The 19533-nt window shown below is 70.6% G+C and carries 18 protein-coding genes and 1 tRNA gene; 7 read left to right on the plus strand and 12 right to left on the minus strand.

Annotation, left to right across the window (positions count from 1 at the left end; genetic code table 11):
* Nucleotides 1-6: 6 nt before the first annotated feature.
* The 3 genes from IPL40_00790 to IPL40_00800 form a co-directional block, all read right to left on the minus strand.
* Nucleotides 7-228: a hypothetical protein gene (locus tag IPL40_00790; GenBank protein ID MBK8479705.1), complete on the minus strand. Its 222-nt coding sequence runs from the start codon at nt 226-228 to the stop codon at nt 7-9.
* A gap of 246 nt (nt 229-474) precedes the next feature.
* Nucleotides 475-1446: a hypothetical protein gene (locus tag IPL40_00795; protein ID MBK8479706.1), complete on the minus strand. Its 972-nt coding sequence runs from the start codon at nt 1444-1446 to the stop codon at nt 475-477.
* Between the two features lie 23 nt (nt 1447-1469).
* Complete coding sequence (locus tag IPL40_00800) at nt 1470-2243, minus strand: 1-acyl-sn-glycerol-3-phosphate acyltransferase (GenBank protein MBK8479707.1); 774 nt, start codon at nt 2241-2243, stop codon at nt 1470-1472.
* A 108-nt stretch (nt 2244-2351) separates the two neighbouring features.
* Between IPL40_00800 and IPL40_00805 the strand changes: the two genes are divergently transcribed.
* Nucleotides 2352-2876, plus strand: coding sequence for a GtrA family protein (locus IPL40_00805; protein ID MBK8479708.1), 525 nt, complete (start codon nt 2352-2354; stop codon nt 2874-2876).
* On the opposite strand, the gene IPL40_00810 is transcribed toward IPL40_00805, so the two are convergent.
* The 6 genes from IPL40_00810 to IPL40_00835 form a co-directional block, all read right to left on the minus strand.
* Entirely contained in the window at nt 2854-4314 is a 1461-nt protein-coding gene (locus tag IPL40_00810) for a hypothetical protein (GenBank protein MBK8479709.1), read from the minus strand. The genes IPL40_00805 and IPL40_00810 overlap by 23 nt on opposite strands.
* 135 nt (nt 4315-4449) lie before the next feature.
* Nucleotides 4450-6393 carry an RNB domain-containing ribonuclease gene (locus IPL40_00815; protein MBK8479710.1) on the minus strand — a complete coding sequence of 648 codons (1944 nt, stop codon included), beginning with the start codon at nt 6391-6393 and terminating at the stop codon, nt 4450-4452.
* A gap of 39 nt (nt 6394-6432) precedes the next feature.
* A complete protein-coding gene (locus IPL40_00820) occupies nt 6433-7356 on the minus strand; it encodes an RluA family pseudouridine synthase (GenBank protein ID MBK8479711.1) in 924 nt (307 codons plus the stop codon).
* A 46-nt stretch (nt 7357-7402) separates the two neighbouring features.
* On the minus strand, nt 7403-9475 hold the full coding sequence (locus IPL40_00825) for a transglycosylase SLT domain-containing protein (protein ID MBK8479712.1): 2073 nt from the start codon (nt 9473-9475) through the stop codon (nt 7403-7405).
* The gene (locus tag IPL40_00830) at nt 9465-9641 is read right to left on the minus strand and encodes a hypothetical protein (GenBank protein ID MBK8479713.1); all 177 of its coding nucleotides are present in this window, start codon (nt 9639-9641) and stop codon (nt 9465-9467) included. Before IPL40_00830 ends, IPL40_00825 begins: the two co-directional genes overlap by 11 nt.
* 69 nt (nt 9642-9710) lie before the next feature.
* A complete protein-coding gene (locus IPL40_00835; protein MBK8479714.1) occupies nt 9711-10835 on the minus strand; it encodes a hypothetical protein in 1125 nt (374 codons plus the stop codon).
* Nucleotides 10836-11007: 172 nt separating this feature from the next.
* Here IPL40_00835 and IPL40_00840 point away from each other — a divergent pair, with 172 nt between their 5' ends.
* The gene (locus tag IPL40_00840; protein ID MBK8479715.1) at nt 11008-11988 is read left to right on the plus strand and encodes a hypothetical protein; all 981 of its coding nucleotides are present in this window, start codon (nt 11008-11010) and stop codon (nt 11986-11988) included.
* A gap of 32 nt (nt 11989-12020) precedes the next feature.
* Entirely contained in the window at nt 12021-13415 is a 1395-nt protein-coding gene (locus IPL40_00845) for an ABC transporter permease (protein ID MBK8479716.1), read from the plus strand.
* Nucleotides 13416-13495: 80 nt separating this feature from the next.
* Here IPL40_00845 and IPL40_00850 read toward each other — a convergent pair whose 3' ends face one another.
* Nucleotides 13496-14860 carry an FHA domain-containing protein gene (locus tag IPL40_00850; GenBank protein ID MBK8479717.1) on the minus strand — a complete coding sequence of 455 codons (1365 nt, stop codon included), beginning with the start codon at nt 14858-14860 and terminating at the stop codon, nt 13496-13498.
* A 127-nt stretch (nt 14861-14987) separates the two neighbouring features.
* Between IPL40_00850 and IPL40_00855 the strand changes: the two genes are divergently transcribed.
* The 4 genes from IPL40_00855 (at nt 14988) to IPL40_00870 (ending at nt 17670) form a co-directional block, all read left to right on the plus strand.
* Nucleotides 14988-15059: transfer RNA gene (locus IPL40_00855), tRNA-Gly, on the plus strand.
* Nucleotides 15060-15273: 214 nt separating this feature from the next.
* Nucleotides 15274-15885 (plus strand): winged helix DNA-binding protein, encoded by a 612-nt coding sequence (locus tag IPL40_00860; GenBank protein MBK8479718.1) that lies wholly within the window; start codon nt 15274-15276, stop codon nt 15883-15885.
* A gap of 100 nt (nt 15886-15985) precedes the next feature.
* Nucleotides 15986-16354: a cupin domain-containing protein gene (locus IPL40_00865; GenBank protein ID MBK8479719.1), complete on the plus strand. Its 369-nt coding sequence runs from the start codon at nt 15986-15988 to the stop codon at nt 16352-16354.
* Between the two features lie 71 nt (nt 16355-16425).
* Entirely contained in the window at nt 16426-17670 is a 1245-nt protein-coding gene (locus tag IPL40_00870) for an MFS transporter (GenBank protein MBK8479720.1), read from the plus strand.
* Here IPL40_00870 and IPL40_00875 read toward each other — a convergent pair.
* Entirely contained in the window at nt 17667-18656 is a 990-nt protein-coding gene (locus IPL40_00875; protein ID MBK8479721.1) for an inositol phosphorylceramide synthase, read from the minus strand. The genes IPL40_00870 and IPL40_00875 overlap by 4 nt on opposite strands.
* A gap of 15 nt (nt 18657-18671) precedes the next feature.
* Nucleotides 18672-19406, minus strand: a complete 735-nt coding sequence (locus IPL40_00880; protein MBK8479722.1) for a hypothetical protein — start codon at nt 19404-19406, stop codon at nt 18672-18674.
* Nucleotides 19407-19533: the final 127 nt, after the last annotated feature.

Genomic DNA, 19533 nt, shown 5'->3' on the forward strand with positions numbered 1-19533 from the left:
GGAGGGCTAGCCGTCGAGCGCTTCCCAGTAGAAGAGCGTCACCGCCAGGCAGTGGAAGGCCTCGTCGGACGATTGGGTGACGATCGTGTCGACTATCTCGAACGACGGGTGTTGGCGGATCCACTCGGTAATGCGCTCACCGAGGCGGTCGCGCTCCTGGGCCATCGTTGCCGAGAAGATCTTGACGCCATTGAAGCGGTCGCGGTTCGGGTTTCCTTGGCTCGTCATCTGCGAATGTCCTCGTCGTCACGTCCTCCCAACGCGGCACGTTGCGGGGCAACGCGCGCCGAGGAAGGGTCGCTTGCGCTGCGCGCCTTCCGCGGCGCGGCCTGGCTCTTCCGGCGGCCACCGTGGTCGGCCGGCCGGCGCCGATGTCCCTTGCTGCTCAGGTGCAGGGCCGTCGTTTAGCGCGGGACGGTGGGCGAGGCAAGCGCGCTTTGCCGCCGGTCCCGCGCCGCCGCGGACCTATCGCACCTATTGCACGAAGACCTTGATCGCCGCGCTGATCACAGTTCCGGTGCCGCCATCGACCTGCTGGCGCAGGCCTAGCTCGAGTCCGACCCGGCTGCTGAGCAGACCGACGCCAGCCGTGAAATACGAGGCCTTGAGGAAGGTATCGTGCTGGGCACCGGCGCGCAGCGCGTAGGATTCGCCTGCGAGTAGCTCGAGGCCCCCGTGCAGGGTGGCCGACACCGATTCGGGATCGGAGGTGAAGTCGAGCACGCTGTCGAAGGCGAGCGTCAGCGCAGTACCGGTGCTCAGGGCCACGCCGAGTCCGAGCGCCCGTGGATAGAGCAGGTCATGGACAGGGATCAAATTGTAACCGATGACGCCGACCCGCAGCAGCTCACCCAGGCGCAGCGTGGCGCCAGCATCCATCGTGAAGTGGCTCAGGCGGGTCCGGGTGGCGGTCGCAGGCGCATCTGCGGCGGGATTGACGCGGTAGTGGAGATAGCGACCCGTGACGCCGATCGCGAGCCACTGGCCGAGCGGGACGGCGAGCGCACCGCCGACCTCGTGGTCCTGATGTTTCTCCGTCAGCGCCAAGGCGGCACCCTCGAGCTGCGGTACCGTGCGTCGCGGGCTGGCAGTACCGTAGCTGTAGTAGAGCGCGGCGGCGACGCTGCTGGTGATCGAGTCGGCGATCGCGGCGAAGAAGTGGCTCGCGTCGTCGGTGGAGCGGAACTGGTAGAGCGTGTCGACGACATAAACGCGCGCGTTCGCGAGCGCCGCCGGGTTGAGCAGCGGGGCTGAGGTGCCGGTCGCGGCCGCCCGCAGCGCGCCGCCCATGCTCAGGGCTCGGGTGGTCAGCAGATCACGGGTCGCGTGCGCTCGTGGGAGTCCTGCGAGCAGGGTCGCGCTGATGGCCGCGGCCAGCCAGGGCAGCCGGCCCAGCGGACGCGTTCCCTGCCGAGGGCCTCGAGCAGCGTGGGATGAAATCGACACGGGGATCTCCCTTCCGTCTCTTCCTAGCGTTGAATCAGTCGGTCACGGCTTTGGGTGAAGAGCTCGCCGACCCGCGCCCAGACAGCTTGTGTCCAAGTCTCCGGGTCGGGGAAGTCAGCGGGGTTCATCGGCGCTCCGACGGTCACGGCGACCGGTTGCTGCCGATTGACGCGGTCGTTGCTCTTGGGCGTCACGCGATGCGTCCCGTCGAGGCCGACCGGGATGACGCGCAGTCCGTGCTCGAAGGCGCCGATGATCGCCCCCGGGTGGATGCGGCTTCGCAACTCGCCGTTCGACGAGCGGGTCCCCTCCGGAAAGACGATCACGCCGGTCGATTCGGCGCACATGCGCATCGTCTCGGCCAAGGCCTGACGGCGGCTGGCAGCATCGTTGCGTCGCACGAAGACCGACCCGGCCGCGTAGGCGGCCGCTCCGATAAAGGGGAACCAGGCGACCGTGCTCTTGGCGAGGAAGGCGCCCGTCCGCAGGACCACTACCAGGGCGACGATGTCGACGTAGCTCTGGTGATTGCAGATGAAGAGGTGGCCCCGACTGGACGAGGGGACCTGCGCCTGGCCGACGACGTCGAGGCGAAGCGCCAGCACGCGGCGGGCGCAGAAGCGGGCCCACGGTCCCATCAGATGCACGCGGCGCAGCACGTCCTCGCGCCGAAAGCGGCGGCCGATCAGCAGCGTCAGCGGCAGCGGGATCAGCACCGTCGTCAGCACGCCGACGGCGGCGCAGGCCGCGAGCAGGCCATAGGCCTTGGTGCGGCGGGCAAGCGCGGCGAGTTCCATGGATGTCGAGATAGCCTAGACCCGGCGTCTTGAGCAAGCTCGCCCTGGCGTTCGAGGGAGGAGGGGTGCTATGAGGCCCGGCGGAAGCCGTTGGCGGGGGAGGCGGGCATGCAATGGGTGACGCGCCTGATGCGGCGCTACTTGAGTCGCGAGCAGCGGCGCTTCGTGAAGTTCTGCGTCGTCGGCGCCAGCGGTGTGCCGGTCAATCTGCTCTGCACCTGGCTGGCCTTCCGCTTCTTGGGGGAGCTGCTGCCGGGTCGGAGCGCGGTGGCGATAGCGTCGCTCTTGGGCATCGCGCTGTCGATCGGCACCAACTTTTTTCTCAATGACCTCTGGACCTGGGGCGATCGCCGCGTCTCGGGGGCGGGGCGCGGCGATCGCTTGCTGCGCTTCTACGCCGTCGCCTCGGCCGCCGCGAGCGTTCAATACGGCTTGGCCATGGCGCTGGTGATGTTGCTCGGCTGGCACTACTTGCTGGCGCAGCTCGGTGGCATCGCGCTGGCGATGCTGCTCAACTATGTCGCCAACCACAAGTGGACGTTTCGGGTGCGGCGCGAGGAGCGAAGCGTGTCCCATGGGGCGGAGACCGCTGCTTTACCCGCAGCGTCGGCTAGAGCGAATAGCCGACGCTGAGCATGAAGGCGTGGTACTGGTCGAGCGCGCCGCCGGCAGCCTTCTTGCCGGCCGCCTTGCGCTGCAGCGGGTTGTCGAAGGCGAAGAAATAGCGGCTGTAGCCGTACTCCAGCAGCGCGACGATGTGACGGAAGCGCCCGTGCAGCCCGAGGGCGCCGACCAGTCCGCCCACCGAACCCCCGCCGAACCAGGCGTCGGTGCTGATCTGTCCGGCGTCGAGCACCATGCGGTATTCGGCCCGCGCATGGCCGCCGATCCAGTCGCCAAAGGGGTAGGCGCCAGCGCAGTTGAGCAGGACAAAGCGGTAGCCGCTGTTCGGCAGGGCTTGCTGCGCGGCGTTCGGCCAGCTGACGGTGAAGTCGAGCAGGCCGTAGCCGAGGCCGAAATCGACGTGCGGGCTGCGCGCGCGCTCGGGCTTGATGCGCCAGCGATAGCCGAGATCGAGCAGGACTTCGTTGAAGCCGGAGTCGATCAGCGTGGCGCCAGTGCCCGTAGACTTGGACTTCAGCCCGATCGTCGTTTGGTAGCGGACGCGCGCGTAGATCTGGGCCAGGGGTCCATCGAGGAAGAAGGCGGCGGGCCGCCCCTCGAGCGCCAGCCGTAGCGCCATCGCGGCGCCCGACTGATAGGTGTTGGTCGGCTGTTGGGGGTCGCTGAAGCTGAGGTTGCGCATCCAGGTGCCGATGCCAACCTCGGCGCTGGCGCGCGCATCGCTGCTGAGCCGCAGGCGATGGGGGTCGCTCTCGCTCGTCGGCGGCGCTGGCGCTTGCGGCGCGGGGCCGAGCCCGGTCGGCGTGTCCTCCTCGCCACCGACGGTGCCCTCGTCGGGGCCGTCGAGCTGTGCGTCAGGGCCGTCGTCACCGTCGAAGCTCAGCTCCTCGTCGCCCGCGTCGCCGCTCAGGGCTTCATCCGGCGAGGCGTCGGCATCGCCCTCGTCCGTGCGGGCCGGTCGGCGGGCACTCTGGTTGCGGGCCGAGGCCGCGGCGGGCAACTGCGTGATGGCGCTCTCGATCAGCTCGACTGCCTGTTCGACCTCTCCAGCTCGCGGACGACGACTCCACGGCACGATCGCGCTGACAATCGCCTCACCTTTGCTTCCGCCATAGACCGCGAGCCCAAGGCCCTCGGCGCCGAGCTTGCCGCCGATCACCGCTCGCGCCCCGAGCTGGTTGGCGCAACGTGCGAGGTTCGGTCCGCGCTGCAGGGCGATCCCGAGCTCGTCGCAGGCGGCCACCAGCGCCGCGGCGTTCTCCACCGCGTAGCGTGCGCGCAGCGCCGCCACCAGCCTCCTGCGGGCTGGGGCGCCGCCGCTCCCGCCGAAGTCCAGCAGCACGATCATCGTCTGGGCGCGTCGGCTCCGCGCCGGTGCGGTCGCGGCGAGGGTACCCAACAGGGTGATGACCGTGATCAAGGTGACGGTGCGGTGAGTGCAGCGCATGCCGCTCACATCTTAGCAAGGACTGCCCTGTCCCGCGCGTCCTGATGCTGGGTCGGTGCGGCGGCGGCGGTGGTCGGGTCGCGAGCGCGCGCTTCTCCGGCGACGCGCAGGGGCCGCCAGGCGGGAGCGCGGCCATCAGGCGGCGGGCACCAGTCTCAGCGTGCCGCGCCGGGGCGCGATGCGCTCGACCCGCAGCAGCAGCTCCTCTCCAAGCCGGTAGCTGCCAGCCCGAGCCCCCAACAGGCCGTCCGCACCGCTGTCCGCCAGCCGCACTTTGTAACCGCCGCCGACCTCGGCGAGGACCCAGGCCCGCTGGGGTAGAGCGCGATCTTGGCGCGCGACGAACTCGAGCGCCCAGCGCTGCGTCACGCTGCTCTCGAGGCGTCGCATCGCGTGCTCGACGCGTTCGATCGTCGTCAGCAGGGGCTGGAGCGAGGCCTCGTCGTAGGGTGGGGGCTCCCCGGCCAGGTGCGCGACGATTTGCTGCTGCAGCACGAGGTCGCCGTAGCGGCGCAGCGGCGAGGTGACCTGGGTATAGGCGCCGAGGCCAAGGGCCCAATGGGCCTCGGGGCGCAGCGAGAGATAGGCGGGCGTGAGGAGACCGCGTAGAGCCACCAGCGCCAGCGGGTCGGTTGGGTCGAGCGTCGGCAGCGGGGCGGTCGGGGCTGCCTGCGCGCGGTAGATCGTCGGCAGCTCGCGCTCACGGCTGAGCTGGGCCGCCAGCTCATTGGTGAGGATCATCAGCTCGGCGACGATGCGGCGGGACGAGGAGGCGGCATCGATTGTCCGCACCTCGACGGCCGCGGTTTCGCGATCGACGCTGAGCTTCCATTCGTGGCGCTGGAGCAGCAGCGCCCCCTGTGTCCGCCGCCGTTCGCGGCGGGCGCGCGTCAGCGCGTCGAGACGCTGCAGTTTACTCGTCAGCGCGTCCGTCGCCGCCTCCGTGGCCGCCAGCAGCGCGTCCGCCTGCTCGTAGCTCAGGCGCCGCTGGAGGACGACCCACGCCCGCTGCCACGAGCTCCGCACGACCGTGGCCTCGTCATCGAGCCAGATCGAGGTCCGCAGGACGGGTCGAGCCGCGCCCGCGCGCAAGCTGGCCTGATCGCAGCTAATGCGCTCGGGGAGCATGTAGAAGCGACCCGTCGGCAAATACACCGTCGTTGCGCGTCGTGCTGCCTCGTCGTCGATCGGATCGCCGGGGCGCACATATGCGGTGGCGTCGGCGATGTCGATATCGATGCGCCAGAGCGTGCCATCGGCGCCGATCGATAGCGCGTCGTCGACCTCGCGCGTGTCGGGATCGTCGATCGCGAAGTCCGCGCTGAGCGGCGCGCTCGGCGGCCTGAGCTCCAGCGCCTCGGCCTGCGCCAGCGCGGCCGGCGGGTGTGCCTCGCAGAGATCGGCGCGAAGGACCTCGAGCACCGCCGTCGGCGGCAAGTAGCCGTCGCGCAGCAGCAGCTCGAACACCTGCTCAGCCGGGTCGCCGCCGAGGGAGGCAAGGCCCGGCTCCAAGGCGCGGTCAGGGTAGCCGCGCAACCAGCGCTCGAGGCGCTGTGCCAGCGCTGCGTCGAGGGGGCAAGCGGTCAAGGCGGCCTGCGTGGTCGCGAGCTCTGTGGCGCTGCGTTGCTCTGCGGCGCGCATCTGGTGCAGTTGCTCGATCTCGGTCGAGGAGCGCCGCGTCAGCAGGCGCCCGCGACGGCGGAAGAAGACTCGATCGGCGAGGAGGGCGCGATAGACGGCCGAGCTGTGCAGGGCATCATCGCGATCGAAGAAGAGCCGCGCGAGCGCCGGCGCCTCGCGCGGCGCGTCGTCGTCGTCCTCGAGGGCGGCCCACAGCAGGCCGACGTCGACCGCGGACTGCAGCGGCTCTATTTGCGCAAGCAGCGCAGCGATCGACGGCGCGCTGTGGCGGAAGAGCACCTTCTCCGGGGCCACGCGCTGCACGCGACCATGGAGGTCGCGCACCTGGAGGCGCTTGGCGTTCTCCTCGGCGACCTGCCCGGTGGTGAGCTCTTCTTCGCTGAGGTACTCGACGATGACGGCCATCAGCCGCGGATAGTAGCACCTGTGCTGCCTCAAGCTCTGGAGGCCTTCGGCCTTGCGGTCCAGGCGCCGAGCTCAGGGCGGCAGCGCGGCGTCGCGCGCACCTGGGAGCTCGAGCAGCAGCTCGCGCCAGGCAGGCGGAAGCAGCGCCCTGTAGAGGTAGTCGTCCCAGGCGACGGACTCGGCATGGAGCAGCGGCCCCCCCAGGCCGAGCAGCCTCCCGCCGCCGTAGAGCTCGTCCCCCGCCAGCGGGTGTCCGATCGCGGCGAGGTGGGCGCGGATCTGATGGCGCGCGCCGCTGCAGGTCGTCGCCCGCACCAACGTCCACTGGCCGAGGCGCGCGAGCGGTTGCACGGCGGTGCGCGCAGGCCGACCCGGCCCCGCGGCGATCGCCGTCGCGCGCACACGACGCCGATCGCCCGGGAGCGCCTCGATCGCCAGCGTCACGTTCGTCGCCTGGCCAAGCGCACCGCCGACGAGCGCCAGGTAGCGCTTGGTCACGGCGCGCCGCGTGAAGCGCGCACGCAAGGCCTCGTAGGTCGCCGCGTCGCGGGCCGCCACCAGGACACCGCTCGTTCCGCCATCGAGTCGGTGGACCAGCCCTGCCTCGCGCCCCTGCGCGCCGACCAGCGCGCATTCGGGGAAGCGCGCCACCAGCGCGTTGGCCACGGTCCCGGTCTCGCCCGGTCGCAGCGGATGGCTCGGCATTCCTGGCGGCTTGTCGATCACGATCCAGCGGGCGGTCGTCGCGACGACGCTCAGCGTAAGCTCGGGCTGCGGCACGGGCGCGGCGAGGGCAGCAAGCTCCCGCAGCTCGACCGCCTGACCCGCGCGCAGCCGCAACCCCGGCGCCGGCCGCCGCCCATCGACGCGCAGCGCCCTGGGATCTTCACGCAGCAAGCGCCGCAGCGCGTGGCGACCGAGCGTGGGCAGCTGCTGGCGTAGAAAGCAGTCCAGTCGCTGACCGTCGCACTCCGGGCCGACGACCCAGCGTCGCATCGTGTCCACCTCTGCCACGCTCTCACCGACCGCGCGCGGTCATGAATCAGGGGCGCGCGTTGCTGGCCACGGGGGCTGCCGCGGCTGGCTTCGAGGAGCCGCTCCGCCGCTCGGTCTGTGCGGCCGACAGGTAGACCAGAATGCGCTGGCCGACGAGCAGCGGGGCCGTGGGGCCGAGGTTGTTGATCCGCATCAGGTCACCCACGCTGATGCCGAAACGTCGTGCCACGCGCAGCAGCGTGTCGCCCGGGCGGGCCGTGTAGCTTTGGCGTCGGCGCCCCTTGCGTTGCTCGTGCGCATCAAGGAATGCTTCGCTTCCGGCGACCGCGACCTCGACGCGATCGGCCGGCAGCAGCTGCACGCGCGCTGCGGAGAAGTCCGGTGCCACGAAGGCCTGCAGGATCATCTTCGAGACCAGGCGAGCCTGCGGGTCGAGCCCATTCCAGCGCGCGAGCTCGTTGGTCGTCACCCCGAGGTGGCGCGCCACCCGCTCGAGACCATCACCGAGCACGGTGCGGTAGAAGACGCGCCGCCGACCGGGCAACGCCGCTGGTACGTCCTGCGGCAGCGCGACGACCACCGGCGCTTGCTCGGGGGTGGTCGCCGCTGCAGAGGCCGCTGGGCTGGCGGCTTCTGCAGCGCCTTTCCCGGGAGCAGGGGCGGCTGTGAGCGGCGCGGGCTCTGCGCGCGGCACCAGCAGCGCCAGGCCGGCGCGCAGCGGCGCATCGGCCCGCAGGTCGTTGAGCCGCCGCAGGGCGCGGGTCGTGGTGCCGTGACGAAGGGCGATCTCCTCGAGCGTTTCGCCGAGCCGCACCTCGTACCAGACCTGCTGTGGCGTGCCCGGGCGTCTGCGCTTCAGCGCGGCGTAGAAGCGCGTGCTGGTCCCCGCTGGCACCCGTACCCAGACGCCGGCGCGCGGGGGCGTGCGACCGCGGCGCAGCTCCGGATTGAGCAGGCGCAGCTGCTCGATTGAGCCGCCGCTGGCCCGGGCAAGCTCGCTGAGGGTCATCGAACGCCCGACGCTGACCAGCTCGTGCGTCAGGGCCGACTCGGTGGCGATGCTCTCGTAGCCGAAGGCCGCGCGGTTGGCGTCGACGATCGCTGCAGCGAGGATCTTTGGCACGTAGAGCGTCGTGTCCCAGGGCAGCCCCGCCTCGTAGCGGCACAGCCGCCAATAGTCGTTCGTGTTGTATTTCTGCATCGCCTCGACGACCGCGCCGAAGCCCGCGTTATAGGCGGCGAGCGCCAGCTCCCAACTGCCCAGCCGGCGATGGAGGTTCTTGAGGTAGCGCAGGGCGGCGTCCGTCGCGCGCTCTGGATTGCGGCGTTCGTCGATCCAGGCGTCGCGCCGCAGCCCATAGCCTCGGCCGGTGCTGAGCATGAACTGCCAAAGGCCGGCAGCACCCGCGGGCGAGGTCCGCAGCGGGTCGAAGGCGCTTTCGATCATGGCCACGTAGATCAGCGCACGCGGGAGGCCATGGGCCTTCAGGCGCGCCTCGATCAGCGGCGCGTAGCGGCCAAGGCGGGCCAGCCAGGCGCCGAGGATCGCGCGACCACGGGGATCGCGGCGGTAGAACTCGAGGTAACGGACCAGCTTCGCGTCCCAACGGATCGGCAGGTCGGGCAGGTGAAGTGGGGCCAGCGCGCGTGAAGGTGGGCGCGTACCGGGCAGGGCCTCGTCGGCGTCGAGCGCAGCTGCAGCGTGGGTCTTCAGGCCGGCGCCGGGATTCCAGCTGCTGAGGTGCGCCGTCCCCTGTGGGCTTGGCGAACGCGCAGCGGCAGCGCCCTCGGGCGGGGCCACGACCACGCCTGCGGCGGGCTGGCGTGGTGGGGGAAAGGTCTCGAGCTCGAAGGCGCGCAGCGCGGCCTGGGGGTCGGCGAGCGTGATCGCCGCGGCCGCAGCCACAGCGCTCGGCGCGCCTGCAGCGGGGAGCGGGGCGATCCCCGCGCCGACGGGGCTGGGTGGCGCTTCAGCGCGCAGCGACGAGAGGGGAAGTACGGTGGTGGCCCAGGCGCCGAGGAGCGTGGCGACGAGCTGCAGCGTGCGCGCGCGCAAGGCGCTCGGAAGGGGCTCGGGCCCCGAGCGGGCTCCGGACCGCGGCGCACGCTCAGTCCGCATCGCTTGCCGTCTTCCTCCCGTCGGGAGCGACTGGAGCAGCGCGTCGGCCGCGGCGTTTGCACTGCAGGGCGCGGCCGATCGCCGCCCCGAGCCTGCCCGACCGTCGCGCGCCGAAGACGATCGCGAGGATCGCCATGATCAGGATCAGCTCAATGAACTCGGCCATGGTGTTATGGTCGGTCGCCTTCTTGAGCTGCCGCAGGATGCTCGCTCACCATCCCCACGGGCGGCGCTCTCAGAACTCCACCGCCAACGAGAGAGTGACGCCGATCTGGTCGCCGGAGCGATCGTCGACCGCCACCGTCTGCAGCTGCGGGTCGATGCGGACGATGGCCTCATCGCCGCCCTCGAAGGCATAGCTCAGCTCGAGCAGCAGCGAGGCGAGGTAGAAATTGAGGCGCGCGCCGCCGAAGGCGCGGTGGCGAAAGATGTTCGACTGGTTGAGAAAGGTGAAGTAGCGCGGATCGTCGAGCTGGGCGCTCGTCTGGTCGGGCCGCGCGTCGATCACGCCCGAGTCGGCGATGATCCAGAGCAGCTGGTAGCCAGCGTAGGGCGCGATGTTGAGCGTCGCCGCGACGCCAAAGCGCTTCGAGATCGAGAGGTCGAGCGAGGTGACCGTCAGGTCGAAGCCCGGGGTGTTGAAGACCCGGCTGACGGCCCCGCGGGCGGCGAGCTCGGGAATCGGCCAGCCGTGGAAGCCCTCGTGCAGGGCCAGCTTGAGACCCATGATGCCGGCCCACATGTTGCTGCCGAGCAGGTGCCGCGCGCCGAGGTTCAGCTCCATGCTGGGCGCCGGAAACCACCACAGGCCCTTGCGGGCCATCAGCGTGACGGTCGGCGCGATCCCGGGCGGGAGTCCGGCGCTGACCGCGGAGCCCGCCGAAGGCGTGGGATCGGTCGCATACGCTGCCAGCGCCGCCGAGCTCACGGACTCGGCCGCACGCCAATAGAAATTGCGCTTGACCGGATCCGCCATGTTGGAGCGCCGGTGGCGGTTGATGCTCGTGAAGCCGAAGTCGACACCCAGATGAAAGCCGCCGAAGCCGATCGTCTGGGCCGGCGCCGTCGTGTCGGGCGCGAAGAGCACGCCGAGCTCGCTCATCAGCGAGCGGAAGCTCTCGTTGTCGGGCTCGACCCCCTTCGCCGCCAACCCGCCATAGCGCGAGAAGTCGTAGCTGCCGCCACAGGGCAACGTGGTGCCGTCGCGCGTTTGGAAGAAACAGAGCCGCGAGAGATTGAGGTCCCAGGTGTCGGCGCTAGCGCGAGGGACGGTCAGCGCCGCGGCGCTGACCAGCGTCACGACGACCAGGAATCGCCGAGCGCTGCTGCTGGATCGGGACGGAGCTGGAGATCGGAACATCGGTTCTTCCCACGACGTTGGCGCCACAAAATACGCGCGCGCGGCGCAAGCGGTCAACTCCTCAGGCCGGGCGAACCCCCCGGGCGCCCTCGCCGGCCGGATCGGACCGCCTTCGAGTGTTGTTGCAAATGCGGCCGTGCTAGAGTCGCGCCCTCTGCGGAGGGAGCTACTGATGCAAGGCAGAATGAGCTCACGGTGGATCGTGGGTGCAGCGTTGGTGATCGCGATCGCGGCCGTCGGCTCGGAGGCGCACGCCGCGCGCGGCAAGGCCGGCATCAGGCAGGCCAAGCGCGCCTTCCGGGCGGGCCAGTCCTTCATGCGCCAGCAGCGCTACGCGGATGCGGTCGTCGAGTTCAAGAAGGCGCATGTGCTGACGAAGGACGACCTAGTGATGGGGCAGGTGGCGCTGGCCTACGAGAAGGGCGGCGACTACGAGCAAGCCCTGCAGTCGATCCAGCTCTATCGCGAGGCGCTGCCCGAGGCCGATCGCGCCGCGGTCGATCCGATGGTGGCCCGCTACGAGAAGCTGATCGCTGAGGGCAAGAGCCAGCACCTGCTCGTGCCTGGCGAGGACCCGCCCGCGGCCACCGAGGCGCCGCCGGCCGCTGCTCCCGCCGCCGCGGCGGAGGCCGCGGGAGCCGAGCCCTTGGAGGGCCCGCAGGCGGGAGCAGCGGCGACGGAGGCGACGGGCCTGCTGGACGATGCGGCGCCGCGTCGGCGCCTCTGGACCTGGGTCGCGGCGGGGACGGCCGCCGCCCTGGGGGTCTCGGCGCTCGTCGTCGGGCTCAGCGCGCAGAGCCGCTACAGTGAGCTCGAGGACCGCTGCGGTGCCAATACGGGCGGGCTTTGTGCGCGAGACGATGTCGATTCGGTTCACACGCGCGCGGTGTTGACCGATGTTCTCTGGGGGTCGGCGCTCGCGGCCGGCATCACGGCTGGCGTGCTCTTCTTCGTCGAAGGCCGCGGCAAGTCGTCCGAGGGTGGGGCAACGACGCCTTCCGAGCGTCGGCATGACCGGTCGGGCGGCGGGGCGGGCGAGCGGCGCGACGACGGTGCCGATGACGACGTCGACGACGATTTCGTTCAGTCCATCGACCTGACACCGGTCATCGGCGCGGGTCGCTACGGCCTGGGGGCGGTCGTGCGCTTCTGAGGCGCAGCGATTGACCGCGTCCTGCGAGCCCCATGATCTACGAGTTCTTTGTCGGCTGGCGTTATCTCTACACGCCCCGCCCCACGCGGCCGCTGGTCGCGCTGGCGGTAGCCTTCGCCCTCTTGGTGGCTGCGGGGGCCTTGCTCTTCTTCGCCACGCCCTGGCAGGCTGCCGGGGCGATTCTGCTGCTCTGCGGCGTGATCGGCACGGCCTTCGCCGTGATGTCGATGTTCTTCAGCGCGTTCACCGCGATATCGGCGCTCGGTGTGGCGCTTGGCGTGGCGATTCTGATCTGGGTGCTCTCGGTCACCAGCGGGTTTCAGCAGGAGTTCCGTCGCAAGGTGCTGGGCGTCAATGCTCATGTGCTCGTGCTCAAGTACGGCACCGACTTCGCCGAATACCGCCAGGTGATGCAGAAGGCCGCTGCCGTTCCCGGCGTCGTGGCCGCCGCGCCCTTCGTCTTCAATGAGATGATGCTCGCCCGCGGGAACGGCCTCTCCGGCGTCCTGGTCAAGGGCATCGATCCTGCGCGCGCCGCTGGCGTCCTGGACCTGCCACAATACCTCGTGCAGCCCGCCGGTGTCGCGCGCGACCCGCACGCGCTGCAGACGCTACTGACCGGGCGCGGCATCGTGATCGGCCGCGAGTTGGCGCGCAAGCTCGACGCCAGCGTCGGTGACCGCGTGCGCCTCGTGTCGCCGCTCACCGGCAGCGATGGTGGCAACTTGTCGCCAGGTCACGAGCTCCCGCGCGCGCGCGACTTCCGCGTCGCGGGGATCTTCTACTCCGGCTTCGACGAATACGATCGCCGCCTGGTCTACGTCCACTTGGCTCAGGCGCAGGCCTTCTTCGACCAGGGCGATGTCGTGACCGGCGTCGAGCTCAAGGTCGAGGATGTCTTCGCGGCCGCTGGCGTGGCTCGCCGCATCGGTCGCGCCCTGGGACCGGACGGACCCTACCGCACCGTGCCCTGGAGCGAGCTCAACAGCACGCTCTTCACGGCGCTGCAGAACCAGAAGCTGATGCTCGAGATCGTGATCGGCTTCATCGTCATTGTCGCTGCCTTCAACATGCTGGCCGCGCTCGCAGTGCTCGTGATTCGGAAGACGCGCGAGATCGCGATCCTCAAGTCGCTGGGCATGACCTCGACCGGGGTGGCGAGGGTCTTTCAGGGTGCGGGGCTGATCGTCTGGGCGGCGGGCACGACGCTCGGCCTGAGCTGGGGTTATCTCGGCGGATTGTTGCTCCGGCGCTACGGCTTCCAGCTCGACCCGCGCGTCTACCTCCTGAGCGAGCTGCCGGTGCGGATGGTGCCCCTGGAGTTCGCGCTGACGGCGGTCTTCGCGCTCTTGGTCTGTTTGCTGGCTACGGTCTATCCGGCCGTGCGCGCGGCGCGCCTCGATCCGGTGCAAGGGCTGCGCCTGTAGCAGGCTCCTCGCGGCCTAGCGTTCGGCCCGCTGGGTGCTCGTCTGGGCGCTCGTCTGGGCGCTCGTCTGGGCGTGTCCGCCTACGCCTCATCCTCGCCCGCCTGCTTGGCGCGCAGCGCGCGCGCCGCAGCCGCGGCGGCCGGGGGCCCGAGCTCGCCCGTCGGTTTCTCGCTGACCCGCCAGCCACCGCTGCCGGGCAAGTCGACCCGGGTCGCGCCCGCGTCCAGCGCGTCGCTGCCGTGGGGCGACTGCGGTCGGCTCGGCGCCGCCTCGGTCTGGCGCGTCACGGCGGCGTCGCTCCAGCACACGACGCCGTCGACGTCGGCGCGCAAGCGCTCGGCCTCGGCGCGGAGCAAGCGCGCCAGCTCCGGGCGCTGCTCTTCCACCGCGGCCTCGTCCGCGATCAGCTCGAGTCGGTTGAGGTGGCTCTTCAGCGTCACGTCGAGGTTGCTGAGTAACTCCTCGCTGCGAAACGCGGTGTCGTGGCGCCGGTGCTGGAGCAGGAGCAGCTCCTGTTCGAGCTCGAGCTGCCTCAGCCGCGCGCCGAGGCAGCGGCCGATCAGCTCGAGGAAGCGACCATCGGCCGGGCTGAAGAGGCCGGCCATCGCTGCGGTGTCGGCATAGAGCAGGCCGTGGACGCGTTCCCTGCTGCGCAGCGCGGCGCAGACCGCGGAGCGGACATTGCGTAGCGCCACGCTCGCACGATGGCGAAAACGCTGATCGAGCTGCGCATCGAAGGAGACGACGGCGTGGTCCGCGAGCAGCGCGCGGCGCAGGATGCCCTGGCTCGGTGGCTGCCAGGGTTCCTCGTCGTCGCGCAGCGACGGGCTGCGCGCGACCACGACGAGCCCCTCGGCCGTGTCGCCACGCAGGGCCAGCAGGCACTCGGCCTCGAGCGCCGTGCGGATCGCGGCGACGGCGTGCTCGAGCAGGAGCTCGGCGCTCTCGGTCTGCTGCGCGAAGGTGATTGTGCTCGCGAGTGCTTCCATCTGGGCGTTGAGGCGTGCCAGCGAGGTGCCCTCTTGCAACGCCAGCTCGACGAGCTGTGAACCGCCGGTGTTCTCGTCCAGCGGGCGCGCGCGCGGGTGGCGCTGCGCCGGATGCTCGCTCGCCGTAACCAGCAGCACGACGTCGGGGCCGAGCGCCACCAAATCGCCTGAGCGCAGCGCGGCAGGGGCGGCGAGGCGCGCCGAGTTGACGAGGGTGCCGTGAGCCGAGCCCAAGTCCTCGACCATCGGCACGCCGTCCGCGATCCAGATCGCCGCGTGCTGGCGCGAGACCGAGGGCACGGTGACCTGGAAATCACTGCGATCGGAGCGGCCAAGCACGAGCCGGTCGGGCCCGAAGCTGATGGTCGGAGGCTGCTCGAGGGTGCTGACGTCCTCGCCAACGACCTGAGTCAGGGTGAAGTGCGTCAGAGTCACGGGGGTGGTAATCGAGGTCATCAGGATCGGCCTTTGACGCCGGCGCCGCCCAGCAAGCTAGGCGCAGTCTAGGCAGCCTCCGTTGCGCTGTAAACCGCGCAAGTGGCTTGACACCCGCGCACGCCTTGGGTTACTTGCGCTTTGCCATGCGGGAGTAACTCAGTGGTAGAGTGCAACCTTGCCAAGGTTGACGTCGCGGGTTCAAGTCCCGTCTCCCGCTCCGAAGCAGTCTGAAGCAGTCTGAAACAGGCTGCGTCCGCTCGAATACGCCCAGCCGAGCCGTCGGGTGGGCGTATTTTTTTGCGCTTGCGTCCCCTCGCGCCCCTCGGTGGCGCTGCCCGTCGCCACGCTGGCCAGCCGGTCATTTCGCGAGGCGCTTGGGCCGCCTCGGCCGCTGGTGAGCCATCCAGCAGCGTGGTAAACGCAGAGGGGCCATGCCGAGCGTTGATCCCAGCCCAGGCGCGGAGCCCGCCGCTGACGCTGAGCTCGTACCCCGACTGCTGACCGGCCTGATGCGGGTTGGGATGCTGCTCCGCAGCGACGGGCTGCGCCGTGGGCGCGCCGTGGGCCTAACGCCGACGCAACGACAGATCCTGTTACTGCTGCGCACACGACGACGGCCGCTGCGGCTGGCCGAGGTGGCTGGCTCGCTCGACCTCGGTTCGCCGACCATCAGCGCAGCGGTCGGCGCCCTCGTGCGCAAGGGCGCGGTGGTCCGTGAGCGCGAGCCGGGCGACCGGCGGGCGCTGGCGCTGCGCCTGACGTCGTCGGGGCGGGCCCTCGCTGCGGCGCCGGCCTGGCCGCCCGAATTGCGTCGGGCGGTGGCGGCGCTGCCGGAGGCGGAGCAGGGGGCCCTCTTCAGGGCGCTGGTCGCCGTGGTGCGAGCGCTCGAGGCGCGCGGCCAGTACCGCACCGGCGCGGCCTGCCTCGCCTGCCAGCAGTTTCGTGCCGTCGTCGGCTGCGAGCGCGAGGCGAGCGGCGTCTGCGCCTGGATGGGTGGGGTCGGTACTCCAGCCCTTCGTCGCCCGCAGAAGCTGCGGCGCTGAGGCTTCGCCGAGCAGCCCGCTCGAGCCACGGCCTGCCGATTGCGGCGCGAGACCTGGGCGGTGTGGTAGGGTGGCGCCGAACTTCAGCGTGGAGTGAAGCATGGCCTCGAGTGTAACGCAGCCGCTGAGGGCCCCCGGTGGGCTGCTTCCGGCCCAGCCGACGGCGCTTGCCGCTGTCGTCGAGTATGGCACCGGCGCGGTGGTTAGCCGCACGCTGGCGAAGGGCCGAGCCGGTACGCTGACGGTCTTCGCCTTCGACCGCGGCCAGGAGCTGTCGGAGCATTCGGCGCCCTTCGACGCCTATGTTCTGGTGCTCGAAGGCAGCATGGAGCTGAAGATCGGCGGGACGCCGCTGACCGCGCGCATGGGTGAGGCCGTGCTGATGCCGGCCAACGTGCCGCACGCCTTGCAGGCGCGCGAGCGCTGCAAGATGCTGCTGACGATGCTGCGCGACCCGCCGGCCGCGTAGGCGCGCGGGGGGCGCTGGCGCTCGTTGGCGCTAGTTGGCCCAGCGGCCATGCCTGTGCGACATAGAGGGCGATGCCGCGCCTCCTCGAGCCCTACCGCAGCTGGCGTGTCGCTGCGATGCTGCCGCTGGGCTTCGCCTCCGGGCTCCCCAATCCGCTGACTGGCGCCACCCTGACGGCCTGGCTGCGTAGCGCGGGCGTCGACCTGACGACGATCGGCGCGCTCGCGCTGGTCAGCCTGCCCTACAACCTGAAGTTCCTCTGGGCGCCGCTGCTCGACCGCTTTGACCTGCCCTGGCTCGGTCGGCGCCGCGGTTGGATGGCGGCGCTGCAGTTGGGGTTGCTCTTGGCGATCGCCGCGCTCGGCATGGGCGATCCTCGGCGCGCGCCCCTGGCCCTCGCGCTCTTGGCCCTGCTGACCGCGTCGCTCTCGGCCAGCTTCGACGTGGTCGTCGACGCCTACCGCACCGACGCGCTCGTCGCCGCTGAACACGCGGCAGGCACGGCTCTCTTCGTCACCGGGTACCGCCTGGCGCTGATCGTGGCGGGCGCCGGCGCGTTGATTCTTTCCGACCATCTGAGCTGGTCAGTCGTCTACGCGGCCCTTGCCGCGCTGACGGCTGTCGGCATGCTCTGCGCTGTGCTGGCGCCGCCAACGCTGGCCGAGACGCGGCGCCCCGCCAGTCTGCGCGAGGCGATCGTGGGACCCCTGCTGGAGCTGCTTGGTCGCCCCCACGCCGGCGCCACACTGGCGGTCGTGCTGCTCTACAAGGTCGGCGACGTAATCGCCGGCTACCTCCTGACCCCCTTTCTGCTGGACGTCGGCCTGAGCCGAAGCGAAATCGGTGCGATCCAGAAGGGGCTTGGCTTGTTCGCGAGCATCGGCGGTGCGCTGCTCGCGGGCGACCTCGTGCCGCGGCTCGGCCTGCGGCTCGCGCTGCTGGCGTTCGGTTTGCTCCAGGCGGGCGCCAACGTGCTCTACATCGCCGTCGCCGCGCTCAGCGGCAGCAGGTTGCTGGTCGGCGCGGCGGTCGGCATCGACAGCCTCTGCGGCGGCCTCGGTACGGCAGCCTTCATCGCCTTCATGATGTCGCTCTGCGACCGTCGCTTCACCGCTTTCCAGTATGCGCTGCTCTCGAGCCTCTCGACGGTCGTGGGGCGGCTGCTGGGCGCGGGGGGCGGCTGGTTGGCCGAGCGCTGGGGTTGGTCGCTCTTCTTCGCGATCACGATCGCTGCGGCACTGCCGGCGCTGGCCGTGCTCTGGCGCCTACCCGTCGTCGTCGAGCGGCGCGAGGATCCAGCGCGGCGACCCGGCTAGCGGCCCGTCGCGCGCTGCTCGCGTCTGCGCAGCAGCGCCGCGACCAGCGTGTCGGCGAGCCAGGCGTAGGCGGCGCCGACGATGGCGTCGAAGACGTAGTGATGCTGCAAGTAGATCGCGGAGAAAGCGACGAGGAGCGCGAAACCCAGCGTGCTGATCGCCCAGGCGCGCCCCTTCTCCCGCGCGGCGAAGAAGCAGAGCATCGGATAGCCCACGTGCAGTGAGGGCATGGCGCCGAAGACGTTCGGGTTGCGGGCGTAGAAGCTGCGGAAATAGCTGATACCGAGCAGCGCGTCGAAGCGCGCTGTGCCGGCGGCGCTCGGGGCTGCATTCAGTCGGGCCGGCCCGAGGCCGTAGCGCATGACGTACCAGGGGGGCGCGGCGGGATAAAGCAGATAGGTCGCGATGCCGAGCACGCTGATGACGAAGAAGCCCCAGCCCAGGCGGGCCATCCGCTTCGGCTCCTTGACGCCGAAGTAGAGCGCCATCAGCACGAGCTCGAAGATATAGACCATGTAGGCCAGGCCGCAGAGCAGGTCGAGGAGCACTACAGTGTGGCGCGCGAAGTACTCGGGCAGGGTCAGACGGCCGCCCAGGGTCTCGATGCCGAACCAACGCAGCTCTGCATGGTACAGGTCAGCGACATGGATCCGCCCGCGCAGCGCGCTGAGGAAGCGGCTGTTGTCGTAGGCCAGCGCAGTCAGGCCGAGCGGCAGCGCCCGCCACGAGAGGATGCCGACACGCGGCGGCATCCAGGCCAGGCCGATGAAGATCCCCGCCATCAACAGGTGCTCGCTGCGAAGACCCATCGTCAGCGCGGTCAGCAGCAGCTGCAGCGGGAAGGCGACCAGACAGATCCAGCGCCAGCGCCTGAGCTCGGCGGGAAGCCCTGGCGCACCCTCGCCGTCCGGGGGAGCCGCTGTCGCCGGGTAGGGCGGCGCGTCCGCTTGGTTGGCGCGGTCGCGTGGTGTGGTCTCGGCGGTCATCGCGGCGTGGCTCGCCTAGCCCGACGGCGCGGGCGTCGCGAAGGGCTGCGGGGGCGGGCCGGCGCTGGCTTGCTCGTCGTCGGTCACCGGCGTCTGTGCGGGGGTCTGGTGCGCGCGGCCGCGCCGCTGCGCCACCTTGATGGCGATGGCGACCAGGCTCAAGGCGACGACCGCCATCAGCAAGAGCCGCGTCGGCACGTTGAACGCCGCGCCGAGCCACGCGTAGGCGGCGATCCGCGGCGCGCGTCCGAGCGCCGTGGCCGCCAGGAAGCGGCGCAGGCTATAGCCGTTGAGGACGGCCAGCGACCGCACCGCCCAGAAGGGCAGGAGCGTGAAGGGGAAGAGGGTTACGGTGAGAAAGGGCGCTCGCTCGAAGTAGCGTAGCGTGCTCCGCACCCGCCGATCCTGACGCAGCCGCTCCAGCCGGGCGTGCGTCAGCGCCCAGGCGTAGATGTGCCAGTTGAGGTACTCCATCAGCACGAAGACCGCTGTGCCGACGAGCGTGATGCCGGCGATCGAGGCGTACTTCGAAGTCTCGAGGATCAGCAGCTCGAACGAGGCCGGGACCAGCGGTGCCACGACGCTGTTGGCCGGGACGGTGAGGAGGCCGAACCAGACCAGCGGCACAGCGTCGTTCCAGAGCAGGGTGATCGGAATGCCGAGCAGGGCGACGACGCCTGTAGCCCGCAGGAAGAGGTCCCAATGCCGAGGACCTCGCTCGCGGGTCGACCAGCGCCACGTTGCTCTCAAAGCTGACAAGGAATCGCTCCGGACTCGCCGCCGCGCTTGGACGACGGCGCTGTAGATAGAACAGCCGCGGGCGACTGTAAAGGCACGTAGCCATCGTCGGGTCGCGCTGCCCCGCGCGTCGGTGATG

The sequence above is a fragment of the Pseudomonadota bacterium genome (assembly GCA_016711215.1).
Taxonomy (GTDB): domain Bacteria; phylum Myxococcota_A; class Polyangia.